The sequence below is a fragment of the Belnapia mucosa genome, from assembly GCF_016775475.1.
Taxonomy (GTDB): Bacteria; Pseudomonadota; Alphaproteobacteria; order Acetobacterales; family Acetobacteraceae; genus Belnapia; species Belnapia mucosa.
Window position 1 is genome coordinate 23,327 of the sequence record NZ_JAEUXJ010000016.1, and the last position, 26,167, is coordinate 49,493.

Annotated in this window: 30 protein-coding genes and 1 pseudogene; 18 read left to right on the forward strand and 13 right to left on the reverse strand. The window is 71.7% G+C overall.

The genetic code is table 11. The features are described from left to right. Positions 1–46 precede the first annotated feature (46 nt). Positions 47–1,999, forward strand: a complete 1,953-nt coding sequence (locus JMJ55_RS24775) for a polysaccharide biosynthesis protein (protein WP_202828298.1) — start codon at positions 47–49, stop codon at positions 1,997–1,999. 25 nt (positions 2,000–2,024) lie between these two features. Here JMJ55_RS24775 and JMJ55_RS24780 read toward each other — a convergent pair whose 3' ends face one another. Further along, entirely contained in the window at positions 2,025–2,978 is a 954-nt protein-coding gene (locus JMJ55_RS24780; protein WP_202828299.1) for a Gfo/Idh/MocA family protein, read from the reverse strand. Positions 2,979–3,039: 61 nt separating this feature from the next. Next, positions 3,040–3,660 (reverse strand): TetR/AcrR family transcriptional regulator, encoded by a 621-nt coding sequence (locus tag JMJ55_RS24785; RefSeq protein ID WP_236034020.1) that lies wholly within the window; start codon positions 3,658–3,660, stop codon positions 3,040–3,042. Positions 3,661–3,736: 76 nt separating this feature from the next. Here JMJ55_RS24785 and JMJ55_RS24790 point away from each other — a divergent pair, with 76 nt between their 5' ends. From JMJ55_RS24790 to JMJ55_RS24805, 4 genes are all read left to right on the forward strand, one after another. Then, positions 3,737–4,333 (forward strand): NAD(P)H-dependent oxidoreductase, encoded by a 597-nt coding sequence (locus JMJ55_RS24790; RefSeq protein WP_202828301.1) that lies wholly within the window; start codon positions 3,737–3,739, stop codon positions 4,331–4,333. Positions 4,334–4,394: 61 nt separating this feature from the next. Then, on the forward strand, positions 4,395–5,117 hold the full coding sequence (locus tag JMJ55_RS24795) for a transposase (protein ID WP_328702773.1): 723 nt from the start codon (positions 4,395–4,397) through the stop codon (positions 5,115–5,117). A gap of 166 nt (positions 5,118–5,283) precedes the next feature. Beyond that, positions 5,284–6,444 (forward strand): DegT/DnrJ/EryC1/StrS family aminotransferase, encoded by a 1,161-nt coding sequence (locus JMJ55_RS24800; protein WP_202828302.1) that lies wholly within the window; start codon positions 5,284–5,286, stop codon positions 6,442–6,444. Between the two features lie 66 nt (positions 6,445–6,510). Beyond that, on the forward strand, positions 6,511–7,260 hold the full coding sequence (locus JMJ55_RS24805) for a DUF1194 domain-containing protein (RefSeq protein WP_202828303.1): 750 nt from the start codon (positions 6,511–6,513) through the stop codon (positions 7,258–7,260). A gap of 13 nt (positions 7,261–7,273) precedes the next feature. Here the strand turns inward: JMJ55_RS24805 and JMJ55_RS24810 are convergent, their stop codons facing one another. Continuing rightward, a complete protein-coding gene (locus tag JMJ55_RS24810) occupies positions 7,274–7,696 on the reverse strand; it encodes a DUF3775 domain-containing protein (protein ID WP_202828304.1) in 423 nt (140 codons plus the stop codon). Positions 7,697–7,890: 194 nt separating this feature from the next. Between JMJ55_RS24810 and JMJ55_RS24815 the strand changes: the two genes are divergently transcribed. Genes JMJ55_RS24815 through JMJ55_RS24825 form a run of 3 tightly spaced genes read left to right on the forward strand, consistent with a single transcriptional unit; the run spans position 7,891 to position 10,125 of the window. Further along, entirely contained in the window at positions 7,891–8,286 is a 396-nt protein-coding gene (locus tag JMJ55_RS24815) for a hypothetical protein (protein ID WP_202828305.1), read from the forward strand. A gap of 28 nt (positions 8,287–8,314) precedes the next feature. Then, positions 8,315–9,043: an aspartate/glutamate racemase family protein gene (locus JMJ55_RS24820; RefSeq protein ID WP_202828306.1), complete on the forward strand. Its 729-nt coding sequence runs from the start codon at positions 8,315–8,317 to the stop codon at positions 9,041–9,043. Next, positions 9,040–10,125, forward strand: coding sequence for a calcium:proton antiporter (locus tag JMJ55_RS24825; RefSeq protein WP_202828307.1), 1,086 nt, complete (start codon positions 9,040–9,042; stop codon positions 10,123–10,125). The genes JMJ55_RS24820 and JMJ55_RS24825 overlap by 4 nt, the downstream gene beginning before the upstream one ends. On the opposite strand, the pseudogene JMJ55_RS24830 reads toward JMJ55_RS24825, so the two are convergent. Together JMJ55_RS24830 and JMJ55_RS24835 are read right to left on the reverse strand one after the other, a co-directional pair. Then, positions 10,115–10,768, reverse strand: a pseudogene (locus JMJ55_RS24830) (FkbM family methyltransferase); the annotation flags it as partial. The gene JMJ55_RS24825 and the pseudogene JMJ55_RS24830 sit on opposite strands and share 11 nt — an antisense overlap. Positions 10,769–10,854: 86 nt before the next feature. Continuing rightward, a complete protein-coding gene (locus JMJ55_RS24835) occupies positions 10,855–11,520 on the reverse strand; it encodes a glutathione S-transferase (protein ID WP_202828309.1) in 666 nt (221 codons plus the stop codon). A 128-nt stretch (positions 11,521–11,648) separates the two neighbouring features. Here JMJ55_RS24835 and JMJ55_RS24840 point away from each other — a divergent pair, with 128 nt between their 5' ends. From JMJ55_RS24840 to JMJ55_RS24855, 4 genes are all read left to right on the forward strand, one after another. Then, positions 11,649–12,980 (forward strand): aspartate aminotransferase family protein, encoded by a 1,332-nt coding sequence (locus JMJ55_RS24840; protein ID WP_407927558.1) that lies wholly within the window; start codon positions 11,649–11,651, stop codon positions 12,978–12,980. Positions 12,981–12,985: 5 nt separating this feature from the next. Further along, complete coding sequence (locus tag JMJ55_RS24845) at positions 12,986–13,759, forward strand: response regulator (protein WP_202828310.1); 774 nt, start codon at positions 12,986–12,988, stop codon at positions 13,757–13,759. A 214-nt stretch (positions 13,760–13,973) separates the two neighbouring features. Beyond that, positions 13,974–14,990 carry a CobW family GTP-binding protein gene (locus JMJ55_RS24850; RefSeq protein ID WP_202828311.1) on the forward strand — a complete coding sequence of 339 codons (1,017 nt, stop codon included), beginning with the start codon at positions 13,974–13,976 and terminating at the stop codon, positions 14,988–14,990. Further along, positions 14,987–16,024: a WD40 repeat domain-containing protein gene (locus JMJ55_RS24855; protein WP_202828312.1), complete on the forward strand. Its 1,038-nt coding sequence runs from the start codon at positions 14,987–14,989 to the stop codon at positions 16,022–16,024. The genes JMJ55_RS24850 and JMJ55_RS24855 overlap by 4 nt, the downstream gene beginning before the upstream one ends. On the opposite strand, the gene JMJ55_RS24860 is transcribed toward JMJ55_RS24855, so the two are convergent. From JMJ55_RS24860 to JMJ55_RS24870, 3 genes are all read right to left on the reverse strand, one after another. Beyond that, the gene (locus tag JMJ55_RS24860; RefSeq protein WP_202828313.1) at positions 16,011–16,334 is read right to left on the reverse strand and encodes a hypothetical protein; all 324 of its coding nucleotides are present in this window, start codon (positions 16,332–16,334) and stop codon (positions 16,011–16,013) included. The two genes, JMJ55_RS24855 and JMJ55_RS24860, sit on opposite strands and share 14 nt — an antisense overlap. 127 nt (positions 16,335–16,461) lie before the next feature. Next, complete coding sequence (locus JMJ55_RS24865) at positions 16,462–17,640, reverse strand: mandelate racemase/muconate lactonizing enzyme family protein (protein ID WP_202828314.1); 1,179 nt, start codon at positions 17,638–17,640, stop codon at positions 16,462–16,464. Beyond that, a complete protein-coding gene (locus JMJ55_RS24870; RefSeq protein WP_202828315.1) occupies positions 17,640–18,812 on the reverse strand; it encodes a CaiB/BaiF CoA transferase family protein in 1,173 nt (390 codons plus the stop codon). The genes JMJ55_RS24865 and JMJ55_RS24870 overlap by 1 nt, the downstream gene beginning before the upstream one ends. Positions 18,813–18,872: 60 nt before the next feature. Between JMJ55_RS24870 and JMJ55_RS24875 the strand changes: the two genes are divergently transcribed. Both JMJ55_RS24875 and JMJ55_RS24880 read left to right on the forward strand, forming a co-directional pair. Further along, positions 18,873–19,649 carry an enoyl-CoA hydratase/isomerase family protein gene (locus JMJ55_RS24875; protein ID WP_202828316.1) on the forward strand — a complete coding sequence of 259 codons (777 nt, stop codon included), beginning with the start codon at positions 18,873–18,875 and terminating at the stop codon, positions 19,647–19,649. A gap of 110 nt (positions 19,650–19,759) precedes the next feature. After that, positions 19,760–20,158 (forward strand): hypothetical protein, encoded by a 399-nt coding sequence (locus tag JMJ55_RS24880; protein WP_202828317.1) that lies wholly within the window; start codon positions 19,760–19,762, stop codon positions 20,156–20,158. Positions 20,159–20,225: 67 nt separating this feature from the next. On the opposite strand, the gene JMJ55_RS24885 is transcribed toward JMJ55_RS24880, so the two are convergent. Both JMJ55_RS24885 and yajC read right to left on the reverse strand, forming a co-directional pair. After that, a complete protein-coding gene (locus JMJ55_RS24885; RefSeq protein WP_202828318.1) occupies positions 20,226–20,663 on the reverse strand; it encodes a hypothetical protein in 438 nt (145 codons plus the stop codon). Then, positions 20,660–20,989, reverse strand: coding sequence for a preprotein translocase subunit YajC (gene yajC, locus JMJ55_RS24890; protein ID WP_202828319.1), 330 nt, complete (start codon positions 20,987–20,989; stop codon positions 20,660–20,662). The genes JMJ55_RS24885 and yajC overlap by 4 nt, the downstream gene beginning before the upstream one ends. A gap of 94 nt (positions 20,990–21,083) precedes the next feature. On the opposite strand from yajC, the gene JMJ55_RS24895 reads away from it, so the two are divergent. From JMJ55_RS24895 to JMJ55_RS24905, 3 genes are read left to right on the forward strand one after another with little or no spacing between them, the layout of a single operon-like run. After that, positions 21,084–21,938 carry an ATP-binding protein gene (locus tag JMJ55_RS24895; RefSeq protein WP_202828320.1) on the forward strand — a complete coding sequence of 285 codons (855 nt, stop codon included), beginning with the start codon at positions 21,084–21,086 and terminating at the stop codon, positions 21,936–21,938. A gap of 58 nt (positions 21,939–21,996) precedes the next feature. Next, positions 21,997–22,272: a type II toxin-antitoxin system Phd/YefM family antitoxin gene (locus JMJ55_RS24900; protein ID WP_202828321.1), complete on the forward strand. Its 276-nt coding sequence runs from the start codon at positions 21,997–21,999 to the stop codon at positions 22,270–22,272. Between the two features lie 9 nt (positions 22,273–22,281). Further along, entirely contained in the window at positions 22,282–22,554 is a 273-nt protein-coding gene (locus JMJ55_RS24905; protein ID WP_202828322.1) for a Txe/YoeB family addiction module toxin, read from the forward strand. Here JMJ55_RS24905 and JMJ55_RS24910 read toward each other — a convergent pair. From JMJ55_RS24910 to JMJ55_RS24920, 3 genes are all read right to left on the reverse strand, one after another. Beyond that, entirely contained in the window at positions 22,545–22,982 is a 438-nt protein-coding gene (locus tag JMJ55_RS24910) for a helix-turn-helix domain-containing protein (RefSeq protein ID WP_202828323.1), read from the reverse strand. The genes JMJ55_RS24905 and JMJ55_RS24910 overlap by 10 nt on opposite strands. 249 nt (positions 22,983–23,231) lie before the next feature. Further along, positions 23,232–24,578 (reverse strand): ATP-binding protein, encoded by a 1,347-nt coding sequence (locus tag JMJ55_RS24915; protein ID WP_236034021.1) that lies wholly within the window; start codon positions 24,576–24,578, stop codon positions 23,232–23,234. Further along, positions 24,575–25,294, reverse strand: a complete 720-nt coding sequence (locus JMJ55_RS24920; RefSeq protein WP_202828324.1) for a response regulator — start codon at positions 25,292–25,294, stop codon at positions 24,575–24,577. Before JMJ55_RS24920 ends, JMJ55_RS24915 begins: the two co-directional genes overlap by 4 nt. Positions 25,295–25,459: 165 nt before the next feature. On the opposite strand from JMJ55_RS24920, the gene JMJ55_RS24925 reads away from it, so the two are divergent. Then, positions 25,460–26,137 carry a DNA-3-methyladenine glycosylase family protein gene (locus JMJ55_RS24925; RefSeq protein WP_202828325.1) on the forward strand — a complete coding sequence of 226 codons (678 nt, stop codon included), beginning with the start codon at positions 25,460–25,462 and terminating at the stop codon, positions 26,135–26,137. The last annotated feature ends 30 nt before the right edge of the window (positions 26,138–26,167 follow it).

Here is a 26,167-nt window from a genome sequence, read left to right on the forward strand (position 1 = left end):
TGCCTCTCCGATAGCCAAGCCGCGCCGCGCGTCCTATAGCGGCGGCATGGCTCGCCGCGCGCCGCAACGTATCCTGCTGAACCTGCTGCTCGACAGCCTTCTCGCCTGTGCGGCCCTGCCGCTGGCGATGCTGCTCGCCGCCCCTGGCGCCTGGCCGCCCGAGCCGCTGTGGTGGCTCGGTGCGCTACCTGGCGCGGCGCTGGCGCTGCTCGCCGCCGGGCTGCCGGTGCGGCTGCCGCAGCAATACTGGCGCTATGCCGGGCTGACGGACCTGCTCGGCATCGGCGCCGCGGCGCTGGCCGGCGCGCTGCTCTTCACCCTCGGCCTGCATCTGCTGGAGGCCTGGTCGCCGCCCAACCCGGCCTTCCCGCTGATCCATGCCATCACCCTCGGCGTGCTGCTCGGCGCCCCGCGCGTCGCTGGCCGGCTGCACCATATGCGCCGCGGCGCCGAGGGCGTGGGCACCGCCCAGCCGGTGCTGCTGGTCGGCGCGGGGGATGGCGCCAACCTCTTCATCCGCGGCCTCGCGCAGGAGAGGAATCCGGGCTACCGCGTCATCGGCATCCTCTCCATGCGCTCGCGCCAGGCCGGGCGGCGCATCATGGGCCACCCCATCCTCGGCACGGCGGATGAGATCCCGGCGGTCCTCGACCGCATGCGGGACGAGAACCGCCTGCCGGCGCTGATCGTGCTCACCACGCACCATGTCCAGGGCCTCGCGCTGGAGCGGCTGCTGGATGCCGCCGACCGCCACGGCGTCCCGGTCCGCCGCGCCCCCTCCATCACGACGCTCGACCCCGCCCAGCGCCGGCTGGAGGAGCGGCTGGAGCGGAAGGAGGCGCTGCCCCTCCAGCTCCGCCCCGTCGTCATCGAGGACCTGCTGGACCGGCCGGTGATCCCGCTGGACCGCGAGGGCATGGCGCGGCTGATCCAGGGCCGCCGCGTCCTCGTCACCGGCGCCGGCGGCACCATCGGCGGCGAGTTGGCCCGGCAGGTCGCGGCCCTCGGCCCCTCCCAGCTCGCGCTGCTCGACCATGGCGAATACGCGCTCTACGAGATCGACCTCGAGCTGCGCGAGCGGCACCCGGACGTCCCCCGCCGCGCCGTCCTCGCCGATATCCGCGACGAGCCGCGCATGCGCCGGCTGTTCGAGGAGCTGCGCCCCGAGCTGGTCTTCCACGCCGCCGCGCTGAAGCATGTCCCGATGGTCGAGAACGACCCGCTGGAGGGGCTGCTGACCAATGCCCTCGGCACCCGGATCGTGGCGGATGCGGCGCGGGCCGCCGGCTGCTCGGCGATGGTCTTCATCTCGACCGACAAGGCGGTGAACCCGACCAGCGTCATGGGCGCCAGCAAGCGGCTGGCCGAGATGTATTGCCAGGCGCTGGAGCGCGAGGCCCGCGCCCAGGGCGGCATGCGCTGCGTCACAGTCCGCTTCGGCAATGTGCTGGGCTCGACCGGCTCGGTCGTCCCCCTCTTCCGCCGCCAGCTCGAGCGCGGCGGGCCGCTGACCGTGACCCATCCCGACATGCGCCGCTACTTCATGACGGTGCGGGAGGCGGTGGGCCTCGTCCTCCAGGCCTCGGTCATCGGCGCCGAGGACCGCGCCGACCAGCCGAAGGAGCTGGCCGAGGGCGGCATCTTCGTCCTCGACATGGGCAAGGCGGTGAAGATCGTCGACCTGGCGCGGCGGATGATCCGGCTGGCCGGGCTGCGGCCGGAGGAGGATGTGGAGATCCGCTTCACCGGCCTCCGCCCCGGCGAGAAGCTCTATGAGGAGCTGTTCCACGGCCAGGAGCCGCCGCGCCCGACCGACTTCCGCGGCCTGCTGATGGCGACGCCGCGCACCGCCGACCCGGCGCTGGTCGGCCGCGCCATCGACGAGATCGCCGCCGCCTGCCGCAGCGGCAATTCCCGCGCGGCGCTGGCGCATCTCGGCCGGCTGGTGCCGGAATTCACCCACAATGCCGAGGGCGAGGGGTCGCGGGCGGCGCAGTAGCCGCCCCGCGACCCTTTCCCTGGCCTTACCGGGCCGCCAGCACCGCCTCCACCACCTCCTGCACCTCCAGCGCCTCGCGCAGCGTCGCCAGGTGGTGCGGCTGCCCGCGGGTCATCGCGGCGACGCCGGCGAGCTGGTCGCGCAGCACCAGCGGCCGCATCCGCTCATTCGGCAGCGCATCCGGCGCCGGGGCCCAGGCGCCATCCGCGCCGCGCCGCTCGGCGATGGACCAGTCGCGCAGCCGGATGGCGTCGTTCAGCACCCAGGCATTGGTGTCGTCCTTCGCCGTGGTGCCGACGCCGCCCGAGAGCTCGACCGGCACGCCACCCGCGGTCAGCCGCGCCCGGATCGCCGTCTCGGCGCCGTCGCCGGGCGGGTAGGTGACGGAGGCTTCCTCCAGCGCCAGCGGCCCGAGCCGCCGGCGGGTGAGGAAGAGGAAATGCGAGACCACCTCGCGGGTGAAGCCGCCTTCCGCCCGCCGCGCCAGCCAGCCGGCCGCATCCTGCTGCCAGCCGCGTGGCCAGGTGGCGAAGCCGACCTCGATCGCCAGCCGCGCCGGCACCAGGTCGCGCTGCCAGGCGGCGAGCTGCCGCACCGCCGGCGAGGAGGCCATGGGGAAATTCACCGCCGCCCGCGCCCCCGCCGCCTCGGCCCGGGCGACGAAGCCGCGGGCCTCGGCGAGGTCGGTCGCCAGGGGCTTCTCGAGGAATACCGCCTTGCCTGCCGCCAGCGCGGCCTCGGCCAGCGGCACATGCGCCGCCGGCGGCGCGGCGATGTAGAGGCAGTCACAGGCCGCGATCACCGCCGCGGCCGAGTCCAGCATCGGCACGCCCTCCGGCAGCCGTGCCGCCGCCCCCGGCGAGGGATCCCAGACGCCGACCGGCCGGACGCTCTCGCCCGCATGGGCCAGGGCGGCGCGCAGCAGGCGTTCGCCCATGATGCCATAGCCGATGATGCCGAGGGCGATGGGGTCGGGCATGCGCGGGTCTCCGTGACGGGGGCCGCACCAAAGCCGCCGGGCCGGCGCTTGTCGAGGGTCCTCAGGCGCCCGGCCGGCCGCGCTCCACCATGGCGATGATGGTGCGGCGCAGCTCCGCCACCGCCTCCTCCGGCGCGATCTCGCCGCGCGCCGCGGCCTCGGCGAGGGCATCCGCCGCGCCCAGCATGGCCCAGAGGGCCGGCGGTCTGAGGCTCCCGCCCTCGGTGAAGGGTTCCAGGATGGCGCGACAGCGGGCGATGAAGCCTGACTGGTAGCCCCGCCGCAGCGCATCCATCTCCGGCGCGCCGGCGAGCGCGGCGGCGACGCCGGGGATCTCCTGCCCCTGGGTCAGCACGCAGCCGATCGTCGCCGAGGCGATGACCTCCGCCCTCGCCGCCAGGCCGGGACCGCATTCCGCCAGCGCATCCTCCAGGATCGCGGTCTGCCGCGCGTCGTAGTCGCGGAAGAGCGCGACCAGCAGGCCGTTGCGGGTCTCGAAATGGTCATAGACCACCGGCTTGGTGACGCCGGCCTGCTCGGCGAGCCGCCCGAGGGTCAGGGCATCCGTCCCCTCCTCCCGCACCAGCCGCCGGGCGGTGTCGATCAGTTGCGCATGCCGCTCCTCGCGGGACAGGCGGCGCCGCGCGGAGGGGCCAGGGGAGAGGCCTGGGATGCTTGACAAGTAACCTACCAAAGGTAACTTACTAAAAGTATATAACACCCACGCTCCCGAGCCAAGCCGCCAGGAGGCTAAGCCCATGCATGCCTTGATCGTCGTCTCGCATCCCGATCCCGCATCCCTCACCCATGCGGTGGCCCGGCAGGTGATGGCCGGCCTCGGCACCCATCCTGACACGACGAGCGAGCTGGCCGATCTCGCTGCCGAGGGGTTCGACCCGCGCTTCACGCTCACCGATGTCGCGCAGTTCAACGGCCGTGGTGCGGCGGGTCCCGATATCCTCGCCGAGCAGCGGCGGATCGACCGGGCCGACCTGCTGGTGCTGGTCTACCCGGTCTATTGGTGGTCCATGCCGGGACTGCTGAAGGGCTGGATCGACCGGGTCTTCACCGGGGGCTGGGCCTATGCCGAGCTGCCGGGGGGCGGCACGGAGAAGCGGCTCGGCCGGCTCCCGGTGCAGCTCCTCGGCATCGGCGGCGCCGATGCGGGGACCATGGCGCGGCGCGGCTATGCCGAGGCCATGCGGACCCAGATCGACCACGGGATCTTCGGCTATTGCGGCGCGCCGGTGGTGGGGTCTGACCTGCTGCTGCATGAGGATGCGCCATCGCGGGAGCGGGCGCTGCGCCGGGCCTTCGAGATCGGCGCCGGGCTGGCCGTCGCGGTAGCGCAATAGGGACTTGCGCTGTCAGTGCGTTCTGGTTATGTTCCGGTTTCGCAACTGGAGCCCGCGTCCCATGCTCCTCCGCCGCCGCAAGCGCCGCCGCTCAGACCCCATCCCCGCCGGCATCATCCCCAAGGACTTCGTGGTCCGGCACGACCTGCTGCGCCGGCTCTGCCTCGACCCGATCATGGGACTGACCCCGCCCCGGCCCTGGGCGCCGATGACCGATGCCGAATGGGCCGCGCTGGAGCCGGTGCTTGCCGGCATGGGCTGCGGCCTGCACGACCGGGGCCGGCCGCTCGACTGCACACCAAGGGAGAGGCTCGACGCCATCTTCCGTTGGGCCACCACCAAACACCGGGGCGGGCGTGCACCCTGGCGCCTGCTGCCGGAGGAGTTCGGCAAGCCGGATACCGTCAGCCGGAGCTACCGTCGCTGGGCCAAGCAGGGGCTCTGGGCCCGGCTGCTGGTCGAACTCGCCCTCAAGCGCGAGGCGCTGGCCAGCCTCGCCCACCGCCTCTGCTGCGCCTTCCGTCGCGCCATCCGCATCATGGGGAGCCTGCGCTCGATCGTGCTGGCGAGGCGCCTGAAGCTGTTCTCCGCCCTGCCCGCGCCCTCGCAAGTCCTCCCCGATCCGGATTTGTCCGAAATCTACCGCCCCATCCATCTGGCCTTCGCCGACTCCATGCTGAAGCGCCTCTGGTTCCCGCCCGCCCGCCTCTTCCGTCTGCTCCGCTCCATGCACCGCATCGTCGGCGGCCGCGCCCGCATCCCCCGCTGGATGGAACCGGCCTGATGCGGCACCCCATCCCCCTCCCCCTCGCCTGCCCATTCGGGGCCCCCACGGCGCCACGCAGCGGTGTCGTGGGGAGTGGAGGTGGAGGGAACCGGCCCAGTCCGATGTTGCAACGCGACAAACTCGGTGATTTGTCCCGCCCCGCCGGCGGGTCTAATCCCCCGTCATGAGCACAGCCGCACCCCGCCCCATCGCCTTCTTCGACATGAAGGCCCAGCAGGCGCTGATCCGGTCCGAGATCGATGCCGGCATCGCCCGCATCCTCGACCATGGCCGCTTCATCCAGGGCCCCGAGGTCGATGCCGTTGAGGCCGCGCTCGCCGCCTTCTCCGGCGCGCAGCATGCGGTTGGCGTCTCCTCCGGCACGGATGCCCTGCAGATCGCGATGATGGCCGAGGGCATCGGGCCCGGCGATGCCGTCTTCCTGCCCGCCTTCACCTATACCGCGACCGCCGAGGTGCCGCTCGTCCTCGGCGCCACGCCCGTCTTCGTCGATGTCGATCCCGCCAGCTTCAATATCGACCTCCGGGATCTCGAACACCGCCTCGCCCTGGTGCAGCGGGAAGGCCGGCTGCGCCCCCGCGCCGTGGTCGGCGTCGATCTCTATGGCCTGCCCGCCGACTGGCCGGCGATCGAGGCGCTCTGCGCCCGGCACGGCATGTTCGCCCTCGACGATGCGGCCCAGGCCTTCGGCGGCGCACTCGGCACCCGCCGGCTCGGCACCCATGCCGATGCCACGGCGCTGAGCTTCTACCCGACCAAGACGCTCGGCTGTTACGGCGATGGCGGCGCCATCCTGACCAATGACGCGAGCCGGGCGGAGCTCTACCGCTCGCTCCGCACCCATGGCGAGGGCAAGACCCGCTACGAGGTGCAGCGCACCGGGATGAATGGCCGGCTGGATTCCATCCAGGCCGCTATCCTGCTGGCGAAGCTCCCCCTGCTGGAGGGCGAGCTGAAATCCCGCGCCCGGGTCGCCGGCTGGTACGAGGCAGCACTGGCCGGCCGCGTCCGCACCCCGCAGGTGCCGGATGGCAGCACCAGCGCCTGGGGCATCTACACCGTCACCCTGCCCGATGCCGCGGCGCGGGCCCGGGTGCAGGAAAGCATGAAGGCGGCCGGCATCCCCTCGGCCATCTATTACCCGAAGCCGCTGCACCACCAGCCGGCCTATGCCGGCGCCCATGCCGCGGGGATCGCGGGCGGGCCGCCGCCGCTCCCGGTCAGCGAGAGGCTTTGCGACCAGGTGCTCTCGCTGCCGATGCACCCCTACCTGACCGAGGCGGAGGTCGGCCGGGTCGCCGCCGCCCTCCTGGCCGGGCTTTAATTCTCGGCGGGGGCCTTCCCGCTTGAACCGGCCGGTCCCGCCGCGCTTCCATGATGATCCAGCGTCATGGAGGCCAAGGCGGTGCCACACCCCTCTCCCCTGCGGCGGCGATTGCTTCTCGCCGCCGGCGCCGCCCTGGCCGCAGCGCCCTATGCCCGGGCCGCGGCCGAACCGGTGGATGTGCTGCTGGTCCTCGCCGTCGATGTCTCCCGCTCGGTCGACGAGGACGAGGCGCGCCTCCAGCGGGAGGGCTACCGTGCCGCCGTCTCCGACCCGGCAGTGGTCGAGGCCATCCGCGGCGGCATGATGGGTGCCATCGGCCTCGCCTATGTCGAATGGGCGGGGGCCGAGTATCAGCGGCTGGTCATCCCCTGGACCCGCATCGCCGGCGCCGCCGAGGCGCAGGGCTGGGCGGAGCGGCTGGCCGAGGCGCCGCGCGCCTCGCTCTCCTGGACCTCGATCTCGGGCGCGCTGGACTTCTCGCTGCGGGTGCTGAACGACGCCCCCTTCGAGGCGTCGCGCCGCGTCATCGATGTCTCCGGCGATGGGGTGAACAACAGCGGCGGGCCGGTGGAGCTGGCCCGCGACCGGGTGGTGGCCGAGGGCGTGACCATCAACGGCCTGCCGATCGTGAACGACCGCCCGACCTTCGGCCGCATGCCGCCTGTGCCGCTCGATGACTACTACCGGGAGAATGTGATCGGCGGCCCCGGCGCCTTCGTCGTGGTCGCCGAGGATTTCCAGAGCTTCGGCCTGGCGGTGAAGCGCAAGCTCATCCGCGAGATCGCGGCGCTTGACGGGCCGACGAAGATTTAGTATTGTTTTCCTATCATCGCTCTATGTCTTCGATCGACAGGCCGAAGGCGGCGACGCCCTCGGCCAGCAGGTCGCCGAGCATCTCCATCTGCACGAGATAGGCGCCGGCCCCCATCGCCTCGTTCCGCTCGGTGGCGAGGCGAACCGCCTCCTCCCAGTCCTCGGGCCCATAATCGCCACGGCCGGTCCAGGCCAGGGCGATCAGCGCCGCCTGCTCGTCCTGGTTCAGCCCGTCGATGAAGGCGACGAGCGTCTCCTCGGTCATGTCGTCCGGGTCCTCCTGGAGGAGGGCGGCCTCGCTGTCGTCATCCTCGGAGAGCTGCTCGGGATCGCCCTCCTCGGTGCCTTGCAGGGCCCGGGCATGGTCCACGATCGTGGCCACGGTCTCCAGGCTGATGCCCAGATCGACTTCATCGTCATCGGTCGGAGGTGCCATGGCGTCCCGGTCCCCAGTTGCGGCCTCGTTGCGGTCACCCGGATAAGCCTCGGACCCCGCAGCGGTTCCCCACGCGCCGGGCGATAGGATGAAAGCGCGACTACACCGATACGGGATGCAACAGGAGGGCGAAAGCGGCGTTGCGGACAAGCGGCCCGTCCTTCAGACGAACCGACAATGGGAGCCCCCAACCCATGGATATCTCTCGCTTTGGCTCGCTGCGCTGTCTGCTTGGCACTGCCGGTCTCGTCGTCGTCTGCGGCTTCCCCACCCCCAGCGGCGCCGTCATGCCGGCGCTGGAGGCCCCCTCCCTCGTCACTCCCGGCCTCGGCTGCGGTGCGGCCCCGGCGGCCAATGCCCTCTATGGCCAGGTCGCGCTGCGCCGCCAGCGCCCGCGCCAGGCCCCGGTCCGACGGGCCGAGGCCGCCCGGTCCTCCACCCCTCGGGCCGCCCCGCGGGAAGCGCCGCGCGAGGCCAGCGAGCCGCTGCCGAGCCTGAGCAAGGCCTTCTATACCTGCGCCGCGACACCCTGGACCGCCCAGCCGGTCGGCGCCGGATGGCTGGCGGTGGGGCCGGTCCGCCGCAGCTGAATCACCGAATCGGGTTATGCTCCCCCGCATGACCCGGATCCTCATCGTCAACAGCAACACCACCGACAGCGTCACGGCCCGGATCGGCGCCGCGGCGCGGGCGGTGGCGCCTCCGGGCGTCGAGGTCGAAGCGGTCTCCGCCCCCTATGGCCTGCCGCTCATCGTCACCCGCGCCGATTGGCTGGTGGCGGGGCCGGCGACGCTCGCCGCCCTCTCGGCCCGGCGGGGCGGGTATGATGCCGCGGTCATCGCCTGCTTCGGCGATCCCGGCCTGGATGCGGCGAAGGAGCTGCTGGAGGTGCCGGTGCTCGGCATCTCGGAAGCGGCCTTCCATGCCGCCGCCATGCTCGGCCGGCGTTTCGCCGTGGTCAGCTTCACTGCCGCGCTGCGGCCGATGTTCGAGGATTGCCTGGACCATCACGGCCTCCGCGCCCGCTGCTGCGGCTTCCGCATGGGCCCGCCCTTCAGCGGCGATCCCGGCCGGGTCGCGGAGGAACGGCGCGACCTGCTGATCACCCTCTGCCGCGAGGCGGTGGAGCAGGACGGGGCCGAGGTGGTGATCCTCGCCGGCGGGCCGCTCGCCGGCCTGGCGCCGGTGCTGCAGCCGCATCTGCCGGTGCCGCTGGTCGATGGCACCCAGGCCGCCGTGCGGCTGGCCGTGGCCCTGGCGGGGCTGGCGCCCACCGGCAGCAGCCGTGCCCGGACGCTCAGCGGCTATGACGCCGACCTCACCCGCCTCTATGCGGGGCGGGCATGATGGTCCTCCGGCTGATCGCCGGCTGGGGCAGCGTCGGAGCCTTCCAGATCTTCGGCGCCGGCTGGCTCGGTGGCCTCGCCGACCCGATGCTCGCGGCGCTGCTCTTTGCCTGGCTGCTCGGCGTGATCATCTGGCTCGCCTTCGGCGTGGTGCATGAGGCGGAGGATCTGGCGCACCGGCTGGGCGAGCCCTATGGCACGCTGATCCTGACGCTCTCGATCGTCATCATCGAGGTGGCGCTGATCGCCGCCGTCATGCTCGGCGCGCAGGAGGCACCGACGCTCGGCCGCGACACCATGTTCGCGGTGCTGATGATCGTGCTGAACGGCGTGGTCGGTCTCGGCCTGCTGCTCGGCGGCCAGCGGCATATGGAACAGAGCCACAATCTGCGCGGCGCGGCGGCCTATCTCTCGGTCATCATCCCGCTGACGATCATCGCGCTGGTCTTGCCGAACTTCACCAGCTCGACCCCCGACGGCACGCTGACGGGGCTGCAGGCGGGGTTCTTCTCGCTCTTCACCCTGGTTCTCTACGGCATCTTCATCCTGCTGCAGACCGGGCGGCACCGCGGCCATTTCATGGATGCGGAGGAGGAGGCGGAGAATGCCCCGCCGGCACCGCCGCCGCAGGGCAGCACCTGGCCGCATCTCGCGCTGCTGCTGGCGAATATCCTGCCCATCGTCATCCTGGCGAAGAGCCTGGCCAAGGTGCTGGATTACGGCATCGCCGTGCTCGGCGCCCCGCCGGCGCTGGGCGGCGTGCTGATCGCGATGGTGGTCTTCACGCCGGAGGGCATCTCGGCGCTGCGGGCGATCACGGCCAATCAGCTGACGCGCGCGGTCAATCTCTGCCTCGGCGCCGCCACCTCGACGCTCGGGCTGACGGTGCCGGCGGTGCTGGTGATCGGCCTCGCCACCGGCCAGCCCGTGGTGCTCGGCCTCGCGCCGGCCGGGATGGTGGTGCTGGTGACGACGCTGATCCTCTCGGCCCTCACCTTCTCCCGCCCGCGGACGACGACGCTGGAGGGCGCGGTGCATCTGACCCTCTTCGCCGTCTTCCTGGTGTTGATCTTCAGCCCATGAGGCGCGCCGGTTCGAGGCCGGCATAGACATCGCCGCTATTGGCCTCGGCCGGCAGCGCCGCGATCCACTCGGCCATCGCCTGCGCCCCGATGGGCGCGGCATGGGCGAAGCGCATGCCCTCGCCGAGGCAGGCATTGAAGTGGCCGTAGCCGAGGGTCGCCAGCCGCGCCAGGCAATCCCGCGCCACGCCGCGCTGGATGGTGGTGAATTCGAAGGAGAGCGCCCGCGGCGCGAGGGAGAGGCCGGCCAGCGCCGCCGCCTCATAGCCCTCGACATCGATCTTCACGAAGTCCGGGCGCCCATGCGCGGCGATGAGGGCATCGAGCGTCGTCACCGGCCGCGGCAGCGCCATGTCCCAGCGCTGGCCTTCCCAGCCCGGCGCGCCATCGGCGGCGGCGATGAAATCGGGGCTGGCCGTGGCGACGGTCGGGTTGGCGCTGTTGAGCCGCAGCACCGCCTCGCCCTCCGCCGCGCCGACGAGCGCGGCGATGCGCACCACCCCGGCATCGCGGCCGAAGAGCAGCCGCAGCAGCCGGGCGAGGCGCGGCTGCGGCTCCACAGCGACGACCCGGGCGCCGAGCCGGCGGAAGCTCGCGGTGCGATCGCCGACATGGGCGCCGATATCGAAGGCGAGTTCGCCGGGGCCGAGGAAGCGGCGATGGAAGGCATCCAGCGCCGCCGCCCGGCCGGGCGCGTAGTAGATGCGGAGGCTGCGCCCGATCGGCGAGCTCATGCGTGGAGGCTGGGCGGGTTCTCATACTTGTCGAGCAGCCAGGCGGCGGGCTCGGCCGCGGCCTCGGCATACCAGCGCTCCATCAGCGGATGCGCGCGCACCGTCGCCATGTAGTCTCGCGTCTCCGCCGCGAGCTCGGGCGCCCAGGTGATGAAGCGGGTCACGACCGGCGCATACATCGCATCCGCCAGGGTGAAGCCCGCGCCATAGAGGAAGGGCCCGCCCGAGAGGGCGCGCGCCTCGCGCCAGACCGCCTCGATCCGGGCGATATCGGCCAGCGCTTCCGGCGTGCGACCGCCGCCCGAGAAGTCGCGGCCGAGATTCATCGGCATGGCCTGGCGCAGCCCGCGGAAGCCGGCATGCATCTCGGCGGCGGTGGCGCGGGCATGGGCGCGCAGCCTGGGGTCAGCGGGCCAGAGGCCGGACGTCTGCTCGGCGCAGTATTCGGCGATGGCGATGCTTTCCCAGACGCGGATGCCGCGATGCTCGAGAAAGGGGACGAGGCCGGTCGGCGTCGCCGCCTGGATCTCGGCCGAGGGAGTCTCGCCGAGCGCGATCACCACCTCCTCGACATCGAGGCGGGCGAGCTGCACGGCGAGCCAGCCGCGCAGGCTCCAGGAGGAGTAGCGCTTGCTGCCGATGACGAGGCGGCCTTCGGGCATGGGTCGGTCCTTGGACAGGGTGCGGGCGGGGCGCGCGCCGGCCGGCGCCCCTGCGGGCTGCCAAGCATGGCCTTTCGTTCCCCTGGCGCCGAGCCTAGCATAGGCGGACTGCGCCCGGAGCCTGCCTGATGAACGAGATGAATGTGCCGCGTCCGAACAACATGGACGCCTATTGGATGCCCTTCTCGGACAACCGCTACTTCAAGTCCAACCCCCGCCTGCTGGCCCGCGCCGAGGGCATGTTCTACCACACCGCCGACGGGCAGGAGATTCTCGACGGCACCGCCGGGCTCTGGTGCTGCAATGCCGGCCATGGCCGGCGCGAGATCAAGGAGGCGATCCAGCAGCAGGCCGCCATCCTCGACTACGCGCCCACCTTCCAGCTCGGCCACCCGATCGCCTTCGAGGCGGCAGCGCGCATCGCCGAGCGGACGCCGGAGGGGATGGACCGCGTCTTCTTCACCAATAGCGGCTCGGAGAGCGCCGACACCGCGCTGAAGATCGCGCTCGCCTACCACAAGGCGCGCGGCGAGAGCAGCCGCGTGCGGCTGATCGGGCGAGAGCGCGGCTATCACGGCGTCGGCTTCGGCGGCATGTCGGTCGGCGGCATCGGCGGCAACCGCAAGCAGTTCGGCGCCCTGCTGCCCTATGTCGACCATCTGCCCCACACCCATGGCATCCAGGCCAATCTCTTCGCCCGCGGCCTGCCCGAGCATGGCGCCGAGCGCGCCGATGCGCTGGAGGCCCTGGTCGCGCTGCACGGCGCCGAGACCATCGCGGCCGTGATGGTCGAGCCCATCGCCGGCTCCACCGGCGTACTGGTCCCGCCGAAGGGCTATCTGGAGCGGCTGCGGGCGATCTGCGACAAGCACGGCATCCTGCTGATCTTCGACGAGGTCATCACCGGCTTCGGCCGCATCGGGACGGATTTCGGCGCGGAACGCCTGGGCGTCACGCCCGATATCATCACCATGGCGAAGGGCCTGACCAATGCCGCCGTGCCGATGGGCGCGGTCGCGGTGAAGAACGCGATCTACGACGCGGTGGTCGATGGCGCGCCGGCGGGGATCGAGCTGTTCCACGGCTACACCTATTCCGGCCACCCGCTTGCCGCCGCGGCCGCCATCGCCACCATGGAGCTGCATCGGGCCGAGGACCTGCCCGGCCGGGCGCGCGCCATCGAGCCGCTCTGGCAGGAGGCGACGCATAGCCTGAAGGGCCTGCCGAACGTCACCGATATCCGCGATTTCGGCCTGATCGCCGGGATCGAGCTGGCGCCCCGCCCGGGCAAGCCGGGGGCGCGCGGCACCGCGGTCTTCCGCCGCTGCTTCGATGAGGGCGTGCTGGTGCGCGTCACCGGCGACATCATCGCCCTCTCGCCGCCGCTCATCATCGAGAAGCCGCATGTCGAGCGGCTCTACGGCACGCTGTCCGACGCCATCCGGGCGGAGGCCGCGTAACCGCCATGCCCCGCGCCGAGCCCAGCTTCCCGACCCTGTCGGCCACGGTGCTGCTGGGGCTCGGCCAGCCGGGGGGCGGCGACCCGAGAATCCGTCCGATGACGGTGCTGCTGGCCGGCACCGCCGCCGGCGACACGGCCCAGCTGCGGGCGGGGCTGGAAGCGGCGGGGCATCGCTGCCTGATGGCCCCCGACTGGGCGGAGACGGTCGCGCTGCTCAGCCGCACCCTGGTCGATGTGGTGGTGCAGGACCTGGCCTGCCCCGGTGCCCGCCGGTTCGAGGCGGTGAAGCGGCTGCGCGGCTGGCCGCCGCCCCTCTCCCGCCTGGCGATCGTGGGGCTGGCCGGGCAGCAGGAGCGCGGGCTGGAACAGGCCGCGCAGGAGGCCGGATTCGACGCCCTGGTCCGCCGCCCGGCCGAGCCGGAGGCGCTGGAGGCCCTGCTGCGCCGGATCGTCGTCGCCCATGCCCCGGCCGAGCCGCTGGACTCTGCCCGCCGGGCCGCGCTGCTGGAGGAGCTGGGCCCCGAGGGCAGGCGGGCCGGCGACACCGCCGCGCTGGATGCCGCGGCCGGCTTCATCGCCACCTTGCGGACCGCGCCCGGCCTGCCGGATGTGCAGGAGGCGGCACGGCAGGCGGCGCTGGCCTATGACTCGGTGGGCGCCATCGCCGCCGCGGCTGCGGCCCGGGCGATCGAGGAAAGCCCCTCCCGCCGCCCGGCCCTGATGGCGCCGCTGATCGCCGCCGCCGTGGCGGCCAAAATGGCGTTGCGGCGGGGATAGCCTTATATTGAAGGCGGGGCAGCGCGGCCGGCACCTGTTCATCTATCGCCAGGCCGGTCCGGATGCCGTCGAGGTGTTGCGGGTGCTCCACGACAGCATGGACCTCACCCGCCATCTCCCCTGAACCTATAGCCCTTGGGGCCCCTTTGCCCTCCGCGCCCGGCCGCCCCATATTCCCCGGCCAAGAACCCCCTTCCCTTTCGCGGAGCCCCCGATGAGCGACGCCTCACCCGTCCCCGTCACCGTGCTGACCGGCTATCTCGGCGCGGGCAAGACCACCCTGCTGAACCGCATCCTCAGCGAGAACCATGGCCGGAAATTCGCCGTCGTGATCAACGAGTTCGGCGAGCTCGGCGTGGACAACGACCTCGTCGTCGATACGGACGAGGAAGTGTTCGAGATGAACAACGGCTGCATCTGCTGCACCGTGCGCGGCGACCTGATCCGCATCATCAACGGCTTGATGAAGCGGCGCGGGAAGTTCGACGGCATCATCGTCGAGACCACCGGCCTCGCCGATCCGGCGCCCGTCGCCCAGACCTTCTTCGCCGATGAGGATGTGAAGCGCGCGACCAAGCTCGACGCCATCGTCACTGTGGTCGATGCGAAGAACCTCCCCGCCCGCCTCGCCGACAGCAAGGAAGCAGTGGAGCAGATCGCCTTCGCCGACATCATCGTCCTGAACAAGATGGACCTGGTGAGCGAGGCGGAGGCGGCCGAGGTCGAGCGCCGCATCCGCGCCATCAACCCCTATGCCGAGATCCGCCGTAGCACGAAGTCCGACGTGCCGATCGATACCGTGCTCGGCCGCGACGCCTTCAACCTTGCCCGAATCCTGGAGCGCGAGCCGGAATTCCTCACCGGCGAGAACGAGCACGACCACGATGGCGACGTGATGTCGGTGAGCTTCGAGGTCAGCCGCCCGATCGACCCGGAGCGCTTCAATGCCTGGATCACCCAGCTCCTCGCCCAGAAGGGCCAGGACCTGCTGCGGACCAAGGGCATTCTCTACTATGCCGGCGAGGACCGCCGCTTCGCCTTCCAGGCCGTTCATATGATCGCCGATGGCGACTATATCGGCCCCGTGCGGGAGGGCGATCCGCGCCGCTCCAAGCTCGTCTTCATCGGCCGCGACCTGAACCGCCCGATGCTCCGCCGCGGCTTCGAGGCCTGCCAGGTCGAGGATGGCGCGAAGGTTGAGGCCGAGGTCGCCCGCTGGAGCCCGGTATGAGCGGTCAAGGCTCCGAGGTGAGCGACGCCGACTTCCTGCTCTCGGCCCGCGGCCGGTCGCAGGAGCTCGGCGCCTGGGTGATCGGCCTGGCCTTCGCCAAGGATGGAAGCTGCGCTTTCGGCCTCGGCGACGGCACGCTGCGCATCGCGCGCCCTGGCGGCGAATGGCCGACGGCCGAGGCGCATGACGGCGCCGTGCTGTCGCTGGTCGCCGATGCGCGGGACGGCTTCCTGACCGGCGGCGATGATGGCCGCCTGGTCCATACCGATGCCGATGGCACGGTCGCCGAGATCGCCGCGCTGGGCGCGATGAAATGGGTGGAGCATGTCGCCGCGCATGAGAGCGGGCTGCGCGCCGCCTCGGTCGGCAAGCAGCTGCACTTGTTCGATGGCAAGGGCCAGAAGCTCAAGACGCTGACGCATCCGACCTCGGTCGGCGGCGTGGCCTTCGATGCCAAGGGCAAGCGCGTCGCCGCCAGCCACTACAACGGCGCGAGCCTCTGGTTCGTCGCGGCGAAGGAGGACAAGCCGCGGGTGCTGGAATGGAAGGGCAGCCATGCCGCCATCGCCATCAGCCCGGACGGCACGCATGTGGTCACGGCGATGCAGGAGAATGCGCTGCATGGCTGGCGCCTCTCCGACAGCCAGCACATGCGCATGTCGGGCTACCCGTCGAAGACGCGCTTCCTGAGCTTCACCGCGCGCGGCCGCTGGCTGGCGACGAGCGGCGCCGACAGTGTCGTCATCTGGCCCTTCTTCGGCGGCGGGCCGATGGGCAAGGCGCCGACCGAGCTGGCCGGCGGCGATGGCGTGCTGTGCAACGCCGTCGCCTGCCATCCGCAGCATGAGGTCGTCGCCGCGGGTTTCGCCGATGGGCTGGTGCTCATCGCCGAGATCGCCTCCGGCAAGGTGGTGCCGGTGGCGCCGCCGGGCCGGGGCGGAATCTCCGCCCTCGGCTGGAATGCGGCGGGCTCGGTCCTCGCCTTCGGGACCGAGGAAGGCTTCGCCGGCCTGGTCGATCTCAGCCGCCGGTGACGGTGCGGCCGGCGGCGGCCAGGCCGGGCGCCTGCGGGGCTTCCTCGTAGACCACCTGGGCCTCGTCGCCGCCGCCGATCAGCCGGCCGACGCGGCCCGGCTGGGCATTCAGGCTGCTGTAGCTATAGGCGCGGTCATTGCCGCCGCCGCTGAGCAGCACGCTGCCGCCGCCGACGATACTGGCCGGGGCGCTGCGCTCGACGCGGGCGCCGCCGGCACCGAGGCCGCCGACCAGCACGGGGCCGCTTTCGGCATGGGCGGCGCCGGCGCCGAGGATCAGGGCGGAAGCGAGCAGGGCATTGCGGATCATGGGGTATCTCCTTCGGTCTGATGGAAGGCGTGGCGCCTTCCGTTGACCGGGAGAATGATGCCGCCGCGGGCCGATGCCCAATCCTCGCTCCGAATGCCCTCCATCCACGCCGTGGATGGTCCTCCCGCTACAACTCCCGCATCACGGCCCAGAGATTGGCCTTCACCTCGAAGCCGATGCCCGGCACATCCGGCATGCGGATGCGGCTGTCCTGCACCGGCGTCGTGTCGGCGAAGCCGCCGAAGGGGGCGAAGACCTCCGGATAGCTTTCATTGCCGCCGAGGCCGAGGCCGATCGCGATGTTCAGCGCGAATTGGTGCCCGCCATGCGGCACGCAGCGGCGTGGCGACCAGCCGTGCTCCTGCAGCATCGCGAGCGTTCGCAGATATTCGACCAGCCCGTAGGACAGCACGGGATCGAATTGCAGGAAGTCCCGGTCCGGCCGCAGCCCGCCATGGCGGATGAGGTTGCGCGCGTCCTGCATGGAGAAGAGATTCTCGCCGGTCGCGATCGGCCCGCGGTAATGCTCGGCCAGCGTCGCATGGGTCGCGTAGTCGAGCGGATCCAGCGGTTCCTCGTACCAATGCAGCTTGTAGGGCTCCAGCGCCGCGCCATAGGCCAGCGCCGCATGCAGGCCGAAGCGCCCGTTGACATCGACGCAGAGGCGCGAGCCGTCGCCGCCGAGCAGCTTCAGCACCGCCTCGATGCGGCCGATATCCTCCTTCAGCGCATCGCGCAGCGGCGTGCCGGGCGCGCCGCCGATCTTCATCTTCACCACGCTGTAGCCGAGATCGAGATAGCGCTGCATCTCCTCGACCAGCGCCGCCTCGTTCTTGCCGGGGTAGTAGTAGCCGCCGGCGGCATAGATCCAGGCGCTCTCATCCGCCTCGCCGCCGCGGTAGCGGTCGGCCAGCAGCCGCCAGAGCGGGACGCCCTTCAGCTTCGCGGCCGCGTCCCAGAGCGCCATATCGAGCGTGCCGACTGCGACGCTGCGGTCGCCATGCCCGCCCGGCTTCTCGTTCCGCATCATCGCCGCCCAGGCCCCGGCCGGCTCCAACCCGCCATCGGCATGGACCAGCGCCGCCTCCGGCGCCTCCAGCAGGCGGGGGATGAAGCGCTCCCGCAGCAGGCCGGGTTGGGCGTAGCGGCCATTGCTGTTGAAGCCATAGCCGGTGGCACTGCGGCCCTGGCCATCCTCGATCGTGACGGCGACGATGGAGGCCGTCATCTTCGAGAAGTCGATATAGGCATTGGCGATGGCGCTGCTGATCGGCGCGACCGCATCGCGGACGGAGGTGATGCGCATCAGACGGCTCCCTTCGCCCTGAGCGCCGCCAGCTCCGCCTCGCCCACGCCGAACTCCGCCAGCACCTCGGCGGTGTGCTCGCCACGCTCCGGCGTCGGCCGGCGCGGCGGCTCGACGCCGTCGAGGTTCATCGGCGCCCGCACCAGGTGCAGTTCCCCGAGCGTCGGGTGCGGCACCGCCCATTCCAGGCCGAGATGCTGCACCTGCGGATCGGCGAAGACCTGGTCCATGGAATAGACCGGGCCGCTCGGCACGCCGGCCTTGTTCAGCCGCTCGATCCAGCTCGCGCTGGTATCCTCCAGCAGCGCCTTCTGCAGCAGCGCATTGGTCTTGGCGCGGTTGGCGGCGCGGGACTTGTCGGTGGCGAAATCCGGGTCCTTCGCCTCTTCCTCGATGCCGAGCGTCTCGACGATCCGCCGCCACATCTCCTGTCCGCCGCCGGCCAGGTTCATCATGCCGTCCTTGGTGTGGAACAGGCCGGTCGGCACCGTGGTCGGATGGTCGTTGCCCGCCTGCTTCGGCACCTCATGCTTCATGGTCCAGCGCGTCGCCTGGAAATCCATCATCGCGACCATCGCTTCCAGCAGGCTGGTGTGGACCCAGCGGCCGCGGCCGGTCTGCTCCCGCTCCAGCAGCGCCACCATGATGCCGAGCGCGGTGTAGAGCCCCGCCGTCAGGTCGGCGACAGGGATGCCGACGCGCACCGGCCCCTGCCCGGGCAGGCCGGTCACGCTCATCAGCCCGCCCATGCCCTGGGCGATCTGGTCGAAGCCCGGCCGCCGCGCATAGGGCCCGGTCTGGCCGAAGCCGCTGATCGAGCCGAGCACGATGCGCGGATTGATCGCCGACAGCGCCGGATAGTCGATGCCGAGCCGCGTCTTCACATCGGGCCGGTAGTTCTCGACCACGACATCCGCCTTCTCGACCATCCGCTTGAACAGCGCGAGCCCGTCCGGATTCTTCAGGTTGATGGTGACGCCGCGCTTGTTGCGATGGACATGCTGGAAATCCGGCCCATGCCGCTCGCCGCCCATCCCCTTGCCGGTATCGATCTCATCCGGCGCCTCGATCTTGATGACATTGGCGCCCCAGTCGGCGAGCTGGCGCACGCAGGTCGGACCGGAACGAACACGGGTGAGGTCGAGGACGGTGAAGCGCGCGAGCGGCAGCATGGTTGGAGGCTCCTCCTGATCACGGTAGCCTTGCCGGCGAACCACCGGGGAGGCAAGTCCATGGATGAACTGCTCTACGAGATCCGCGACGGCATCGGCTTCGTCACGCTGAACCGGCCGCAGGCCCGCAACGCCCTGACCTTCCCGATGTATGAGCGGCTGCGGGAGATCGCCTCGGGCGCCGCCGCCGACGATGCGCTGAAGGTCCTCGTCATCACCGGCGCCGGGGAGAAGGCCTTCGCCGCCGGCACCGACATCTCCCAGTTCCGCGAATTCCGCACGCCCGAGGATGCGCTGGCCTATGAGGAGCGGATCGACCGCGTCCTCGTCGCGCTGGAGGAATGCCCGAAGCCGACCATCGCCGCCATCTCCGGCGCCGCGACCGGGGGCGGCGCGGCCATCGCCGCAGTCTGCGACCTGCGGATCGCGGCCGCCAATGCCCGCTTCGGCTTTCCGATCGCCAAGACCCTCGGCAATTGCCTGTCGATGGCGAATTACGGCCGCCTCGCCGCGCTGATCGGCCCGGCCCGGGTGCTGGACCTGATCTACACCGCCCGGCTGGTCGAGGCGGAGGAGGCCCGCGCCATCGGCCTCGTCTCCGAGATCCTGCCGGACCATGCGGCCCTGCAGGCGCGCGCCGAGGCCCTGGCCCGGACCGTCGCCGGCCATGCGCCGCTGACCCTGCGGGCGACCAAGGAGGCGATGCGCCGCCTCCGCCTGGCCGCGCGTTCGGTGAATGGCGACGACCTGGTGGAGATGTGCTTCACCAGCGCCGATTTCCGCGAAGGGGTGGACGCCTTCCTGGCCCGCCGCCCGGCCCAATGGACCGGACGCTAAGGTTTCGCACCGGGTCACGCCCGCGCGATTGATCGTGTTCTGCAATAAACCCGTGCGCGTCACGGGCGCTGTTCTTCCCGTAACGGTAAGAAATGGAGTGGAACAGCCCGATGCGTAAGACCCTTCTGCTTTCAGCGACTATCCTGGGACTTGCCTCCTTCGGGATGGCGCAGGCCCAGACGGCGACCGGCCAGACCCGCAGCGGCACCACGACCACGACCCCGGGCACCATGACCCCGGGCATGGGCACCAATGCGGTCCCGAATGCGCCGGGCACCCTCCCCCAGGTGGGCGGCGGCGTCACCTCCGGTGCCGGCGCCCCGACCTCGGCGCTGCCGGGCGAATCCCCCGGCGGCCGCGGCGCTCCGCCTCCGGGCCGGGCGAATCCTCCGGGCCTCGGCGCCGGCACTGGCGGCAGCCCGCTGACGCCGGGTGGCGCAATCCGTCCGGGCGCCACCCCCGGCGGCACCGGCACCTCCGGCAACGCCCAGAGCGGCGGCGGCGGCTGATCGCCGCCCCTCCCGTCAGTCCGATCTGACGGCGGCCCGGATCGCACCCGCGATCCGGGCCGTTTCTTTATGGCTCGAAGCCTGGTCCCGGGTGCAGGCCGGGCGCGAAGCGGTGGAAGCTCTCGGCCAGTGCCGCCGGCCAGCTGGCCCAGCGGCCCGGTGCGAGGAAGACCGCCGCGCCATCGATCAGCAGCAGCAGGAACAGCCGCTCCTGTTCGGTGTCATAGGCGAGATAGAGGCCCCGCTCCGCCTCCCGGCTCCAGCCGACCAGCCAGCGCTCCTCGACCAGGGTGACGGGCGGGCCCGGCAGGCGAAGCCCCTCATAGACCGATTGCTGCCGCCCGCGGGCGGCGCCGCGCAGCAGGGGCGAGACGCCCGGCGCGGCGGCGAGCGCCACCAGATCGGCCCCGGCCAGCGCCCGCGCCGCGGGATCGGCCGCCTGCGCGGATCGCGTCACCAAGGGGGGCACCGGCAGCAGCGCCGCCAGTGCCCGGCGGGGAATCACCCCTTCGCCTCGGTCCCGATCGGCTTCAGCACGTCGCCGATGGTCTGGCGCAGAACGCTGACGCGGACATTGGGGGCGATCTCCACCTCCACCTCGTCCACGCCGTCCTTCACGGTGACGACCTTGGCGATGATGCCGCCCGCGGTCAGCACCCGGTCGCCGCGCTTGAGCGAGGCGAGCAGCGCCCGATGCTCCTTCTGCTTCTTCTGCTGCGGGCGGATCAGCAGGAAGTAGAAGACGCCGAAGATCAGCAGCAGCGGCGCAAGCTGCGTGACGAGGCCCACGGCGCCGGCGGCATCCTGGGCATAGGCAGGCGAGATCAGCATCCCGGGCGATTTCCTTGTTGAGCCGGCTGTCGTATGGCGGGCGCAAACTAGCCGCAGCCCCCCGCCCGTCAAGGGCGGCCGCACCGGAGGCCCGATGGACACCGCCCTGCTGACCCGCATCGCCGAGGCGCTGGAGCGCCTGGCTCCGCCGCCCCCCGCCCCGCCCCGGCTGGACGGCGCCGATGCCTTCGTCTGGCATCCGGAGCCGCTGCCCAGCTTGTCCCCGGTGCCGCGCGTGTCCCGCGTGGCGATCGGCCTGCTGCAGGGGATCGAGCGGCAGCGCGGCCTGCTGCTGGAGAACACGCTGCGCTTCGCCCGCGGCCTGCCGGCCAACAACGTGATGCTCTGGGGCGCGCGCGGGATGGGCAAGTCGTCGCTCGTCAAGGCCGCGCATGCCGCGGCGCTGGAGGAGCGGGCCGGCAGCCTGGCCCTGATCGAGATCCAGCGTGAGGACATCCGCACCCTGCCGGCGCTGCTGAACATCCTCCGCGCCCAGTCCCGCCGCTGCCTGGTCTTCTGCGACGACCTCTCCTTCGAGCGGGAGGATGCCGACTACAAGGCGCTGAAGAGCGTGCTCGATGGTGGGATCGAGGGCCGGCCGGCCAATGTCCTGTTCTACGCCACCAGCAACCGCCGCCACCTGATGCCGCGCGACATGATCGAGAATGAGCGCAGCACGGCCATCAACCCCTCCGAGGCGACGGAGGAGAAGGTCTCGCTCAGCGACCGCTTCGGCCTCTGGATCGGCTTCCATAATTGCGACCAGCCGACCTATTTCGCCATGGTCGAGGGCTATGCCGCGGCGCTCGGCATCACCCTCCCGGCGGAGCAGGTGCGGCGCGAGGCGAATGAGTGGTCGGTGACCCGCGGCGGGCGCTCCGGCCGGGTGGCCTGGCAGTTCATCCAGGATCTCGCGGGGCGGCAGGGGCTGAGCGGGGAGACGGGGTGAGGTTTGCCTTGCGGCGGCGCTTCGCGTACTTATATTGGTACGTGAAAGGGCTGCCCGCATGACCCAGGTGACCTTTACCGAGTTGCGCCAGAACCTCGCCCGCTATCTGGATGAGGCGGTGGATAGTGCTGCTCCGGTCTTGGTCACCCGCCAGGGCGGCAAGGGCAATGTGGTGCTGATGTCGGAACGTGAATTCGCCTCCTGGCAGGAGACGGTGCATCTGCTCAGCAGCCCGAGGAATGCCGAGCGGTTGCGCGAGGCGACCCGCAGCTTCGATGCCGGCGAGGAACCGGCCATAGTGATCCCGGCCGGGGAAGCGCTGCCGCAGTCCTGACCGGTGGCGATGGAAGTCCGCTTCGCGCCCGCCGCCTGGGCGGATCTGCGCCACTGGGCCGAAGCCGACCGGGAGGTCTTCTTCCGCCTCCTCGCCCTGATCGAGGATGCCAGGCGCAACCCCTTCCGCGGCCTCGGCAAGCCGGAACCGCTGCGCGGCGAATTTGCCGGCTGGTGGTCCCGCCGGATCACCGGCGAGCATCGGCTGGTCTACCGTGTCGCTGGCAAGCCGGGCGAGGATCAGCGGATCGAAGTCGCCCAGTGCCGCTACCACTATGGCTGACGCCGCCCGCCCCTGAGCTGCTTCACCGGCACCGCATCCGGCGCCTCCTCCGGCCCGGCCATCTTGCGGACCACCAGCAGCACCGCCGCCTTGGCGCTGAATTCCAGCTTCCGGTAGGCCCGCAGCAGCCCCTCCTCATCGCCAGCGAGCAGGCCGAGGGAGCCCTGCTCCTCCTCCAGCCATTCGGCCGGCGGCGGCACGTCGGGGTCGAGTCCGACCAGGTAGGAGACGGAGGTCGAGAGCGCCTCGGCCAGCCGCCGCAGCCGGTCGCCGCGTGGGACCGGTGCCCGCCCGTCCAGCAGCCGTTCCACGAAATCCGGCGGCAGGCCGGCGGCGCGGCTTGCCGCCTCGGGCGTCAACCCCAGCCGCTCCAGCCGCCCTTCGATCAGCGCCGCCATGGGCGGCGAGGTATCCGTCTCTTCCTCCATATCCCTGCAACGCCGCGGCGGGGACGGGTTTTCATTGCGGATCGGGAGAGGTCGATATAGGATTATCGTCCTCGTTCTTTGACAGCCGCATCCGCCTCTGGTTTGCCCGGGTCCCGCCCGTCATGCGCGGGCTTGACCCACGCATCCCTCACCGCCGGAATTCCCGGCTGACAGAAGATGGCCGGGTCAAGCCCGGCCATGACGGGGAGGGCAGCAGGGGGGTTTGTCCGAAGGCTGCAGCTTCGGCCTTCAGGCGGGCAGCGTTGCCAGCGCCACCAGCCCGCCGCCCGCCCGGTTCTGCAGCACCACATCGCCGCCATGGGCGCGGAGGATGTTCCGTGCGATCGGCAGGCCGAGCCCGGTGCCGCCCGTCTCGCGGTTGCGGCTCGCCTCTAGCCGGCGGAAGGGCTGGAAGACCGCCTCCAGCTCCTCCGGCGGAATGCCCGGCCCGGCATCCTCGATCGCCAGCCGCACCGGCCGCCCCGCCGCCTCGGGCGGGGAGAGTGCCAGCCGTGCCGCGCCGCCATAGGCCAGCGCATTTCCGACCAGATTGGCCAGCGCCCGCTTCAGCGCCACCGGCCGGGCCGGCACCACCAGATGCTCGGGCCCCTGATAGCCGATGGCGGCGGCAAGGTCGGGCCGAGCATCCGCCGCCTCGTCCAGCACGGTGCGGCAGAGCGCGGCGAGGTCGAGCGGCACGGTCGGCTCGGCCGCCGCATCGTCGCGGGCGAAGGCCAGCGTCGCTGCCACCATCGCCTCCATCTCCTCGAGATCGGCGAGCATCTTCCGCCGCTGTTCGTCGTCATCCATGAACTCGGCGCGCAGCCGCAGCCGGGTGATCGGCGTCCGCAGGTCATGGCCGATGGCGGCCAGCATCTGGGTGCGGTCGCCGACGAAGCGGCGGATGCGCTCCGCCATGGTGTTGAAGGCGCGGGCCGCGGTGGCGACCTCGCTCGGCCCGGTCTCCGGCATGGGCGGCGCATTCACGTCGCGGCCCAGCCGCTCCGCCGCCTCGGCCAGCGTCCGCACCGGCCGGGTCAGCCGCCGCACCGCCCAGAGGATCAGCAGGCACGCCGCCAGGGTCATGGCCAGGAAGGCGATCAGGAAGGTCTCGGAATGCCAGGGCCGCGGCGGCGGCAGCTCGATCCGCAGGTTGAGCCATTCTCCGGTCGGGAGCCGCAGGCTGGCGCGGAAGACCGGCGCCCGCTGCTCCCAGGAGGTGATGATCTCCCGCGGCCGGAAACGCGGCGGCCCGCCGCCCAGCAGGTCGAGCCGCAGCATCCGCGCGATCGGCGGCGGCACCGGCGGCTGGTCGAGCCGGGCCATCGGCAAGTCGTCCAGCGTCGCGGTCAGCCCGGCCGGGAGTTCGAGCTCGGCCAGCATCTGCCCGCGCCGCTCGGCCGGGGCCAGGATCACGGTGCGCCAGGCGCTGATGGCGCGGGCCGAGATCTCCCGCGCCTGGGAGAAGCGCTGGAGGTCCACCCGGTCGAGCGCATGGATGGTGAGGCCGGCCGCCTGCACCGCCGTCAGCGCCAGCAGCAGCACCAGGGCAGTCCGCCCGGCAAGGCTCCGCGGCCAGGCCCGCCAGCCCTTCAACTGCGCTCCACCGTCGCGGCAAGGACATAGCCGCCGCCACGCACCGTCTTGATGAGGCTGGGGTTGCGCCCGTCATCCTCCAGCTTGCGGCGGAGGCGGGAGACGGCGACATCGATGGCGCGGTCGAAGGGCCCGGCCTGGCGACCGCGCAGCAGGTCCATCAGCATGTCCCGCGTCAGCACCCGGTTGGGGCGTTCGACCAGCACCTGCAGCAGCTCATACTCACCGCCCGTCAGCGGCACCTCGGCGCCGTCGGGGTTGAGCAGGCGGCGGCGCGCCGGCTCCAGCGTCCAGCCACCGAAGCGCACCGCCTTGGCCGCCGGCTCCTTCGGCGTCCCGCCCTCGCCCGAGGCGCGGCGCAGCACGGCGCGGATGCGGGCCAGAAGCTCCCGCGGGTTGAAGGGCTTGCTGAGATAGTCGTCGGCGCCGAGCTCCAGCCCGACGATGCGGTCGGTCTCGTCGCCCATGGCGGTGAGCATGACGATCGGCACATCGCCCTGGCTGCGCAGCCATTTGGCGAAGTCCAGCCCGCTCTCGCCCGGCAGCATGAGGTCGAGCACGACGAGATGGTAGCGGCCGAGCGGCCAGAGCCGCCGCGCCTCCCTCGCATCCCGGGCGGCGGCGACGCGCATGCCCTGGCGTTCGAGGAATTTCGAGAGGAGGTCGCGGATCTCGCGGTCGTCGTCGACGACCAGGATATGGGGCTGGGGTTCCATGGTGTTTGTAACATAGCGCGGGCGGGGCGCCTGTGCGCCGGGCCGTTGCAGGCCGTTGCAATTCAACACGGAAGGCACCTTCCGCCGGCAACATGGCGGGTCCAGCTTCACGGGGTCGGCGCGCCTCTGCCCCACCGGGGCGTGGATCGGCTATAGGCGGCGGGGATGGCCTCCCCCCCTGCATCATCCCCGCCGCCCCCCTTCCCCACCCCGCCCGACTGGGCACGGGAGGGGCTGCGCGTCCTGACTGAGGCCGACCCGCGCCTCGCGGGCATCGAGGCGGTGGCAGGCCCCCTGCCCTGGCGCACCCGGCAACCCGGCTTTCCCGGCCTGCTGCGGGCCATCTGCGGCCAGCAGATCAGCAACCAGGCGGCGGCGGCTATCTGGTGGCGGCTTTCGGCCCTGCCGGGCGCGCTGGACCCCGCCGGGCTGCTGGCGATGGAGGATGCGGTGCTCTGCGGCGTGGCGGGCCTGTCGCGGCCCAAGGCGGCGCATGCCCGCTCGCTCGCCACCGCCTGCCTCGACGGGCGGTTGGATTTCGCGGCGCTACCGGGGATGGAGACCGAGGCGGCGGTCGCGCATATCGCTGCGGTGAAGGGGCTCGGGCCCTGGACGGCGGAGATCCACCTGCTCTTTGCCGAGCAGCGGCCGGATGTCTTCCCCTCCGGCGACCTGGCGCTGGCGGCGAGTGCGGCGCATCTGCTCGGCCTGCCGGCGCGGCCGGGGCCGAAGGCGCTGGCGGCCCTGGCGCGGGGCTGGGCGCCCTGGCGGTCCCTCGCTGCACGGCTACTCTGGCATCACTGGCGCTTCGTGACGGGCCGGCCGGCCGTCGAGGATGGCTAGGGCTCGACCAAAATCGAATCGAGCGGCCAG